The organism is Terrisporobacter muris, from assembly GCF_024621905.1.
GTDB classification, from domain to species: Bacteria; Bacillota; Clostridia; order Peptostreptococcales; family Peptostreptococcaceae; genus Terrisporobacter; species Terrisporobacter muris.
Genome location: NZ_JANKBY010000503.1, coordinates 1 through 1,788 on the forward strand (window position 1 = coordinate 1; position 1,788 = coordinate 1,788).

General features: G+C 31.2%; 1 protein-coding gene. It reads left to right on the plus strand.

What is annotated here, in order from left to right:
* The first annotated feature begins 95 nt into the window (after positions 1 to 95).
* Complete coding sequence (locus NSA58_RS19715; RefSeq protein WP_139045070.1) at positions 96 to 1,676, plus strand: AbgT family transporter; 1,581 nt, start codon at positions 96 to 98, stop codon at positions 1,674 to 1,676.
* Positions 1,677 to 1,788 lie beyond the last annotated feature (112 nt).

Genomic DNA, 1,788 nt, shown 5'->3' on the forward strand with positions numbered 1-1,788 from the left:
TTAAAGATTAAAATAAAATAAAAGTGCAAAATTTGACATAAAAGTACAAATTAATATAAAATAAATCAAACTTAAAAATAAAGGAGGAATATATTATGAGTACAATTACAAGTAATACACAATTGAAAAAAGAAAAGAAAAGCTTTTTCCAAAGAAACCTTGATATGATTGAAAGAGTTGGAAATAAGTTACCTCATCCAATAACATTATTTGGACTTTTCTGTGTGGCAATAATGATTATATCTGCTATATGCTCTATAATGGGAGTTTCAGCGACGGGGGAATTAATAGACAGAACTACTAACACAATTTCTCAGCAAACGATTACTGCTGTAAACTTACTTTCAAGAGAAGGTATAGTCTATATGCTAGAGAATGCAGTTAATAATTTTGTTACTTTTGCACCACTTGGAATGGTTCTTGTTGCCATGTTTGGAATAGGAGTAGCAGAGGGAAGTGGATATATATCAGCGCTTCTTAAGAGAACAGTTCAAATAACACCAGCTATGCTTGTTACGCCTATGGTTGTTTTCCTTGGAGTTATGTCAAATATAGCTTCAGATGCAGGATATGTTGTATTAGTTCCGCTGGGAGCTTTAATATTTATGTCATTTGGTAGACACCCATTAGCTGGTCTTGCAGCGGGATTTGCAGGGGTATCTGGAGGGTTTAGTGCGAACTTAATAGTTGGAACAATAGATCCAATGCTTGCAGGACTTTCAACAGAAGCAGCAAAAATGATAGATCCAAATTACGTAGTAGCACCTACAGCTAACTTATTCTTCATGTTTGTATCTACATTCTTAATCACAATACTTGGGTGGTTTGTAACTGATAAAATAGTTGAGCCAAGATTATCTAAATCTTCATTAGAAAAAGACGTAAAAAATGATGATTCTTTAGGGAACTTAAGTGATAAAGAAAAGAAAGCATTAAAATATGCTAATATATCATTTTTAGTGTTAGTTGGAATAGTAGTAGCTTTAACTGTACCAGAAAATGGTATACTTAGAAATGCGGAGACTGGAAGTATAATAGATCATTCACCATTAATGAATGGGTTTGTGCCAATATTAACGATTATATTTTTAGTGCCATCATTAGTATTTGGTAAAGTTGCTGGAGTATTTAATAATGAAAAAGATGTTTGTCGTGAATTAGAAAACGCTATGAAATCTATGGGTGGATATATAGCACTATCTTTTGTAGCAGCACAATTTGTAAGTTACTTCTCATATACTAACTTAGGTACTATATTAGCTTTAAAAGGAGCAGCTCTTTTAGAAACTTTAAATGTTAATTCTACAGTATTAATGATATTATTTGTTTTATTTACTGGATTTATAAACCTATTTATGGGATCAGCTTCAGCAAAATGGGCAATACTTGCACCAGTATTCTTGCCAATGTTTATGAAGGTTGGTATATCACCAGAGCTTACTCAAGTTGCATACAGAATAGGAGATTCAACAACTAATATAATATCTCCACTTATGGCATACTTTGCTATGATAGTTGTATTTGCACAAAAATATGATAAAAAAGCAGGTATAGGAACTATAATTTCAACAATGGTTCCATATTCAGCAATATTCTTAATAGGATGGATACTTTTACTTGCAATATGGATGATTACAGGATTACCATTAGGACCTGGAGCTCCAATTACAATATAATTAAACAAAAAGTACATGAATTATTCATGTACTTTTTTATTATTATAAGACCTTTAGATTTTATATAGTTTTTGAATAAAGTATAAAAGCTAATTGAGTTAATTAAATTGCT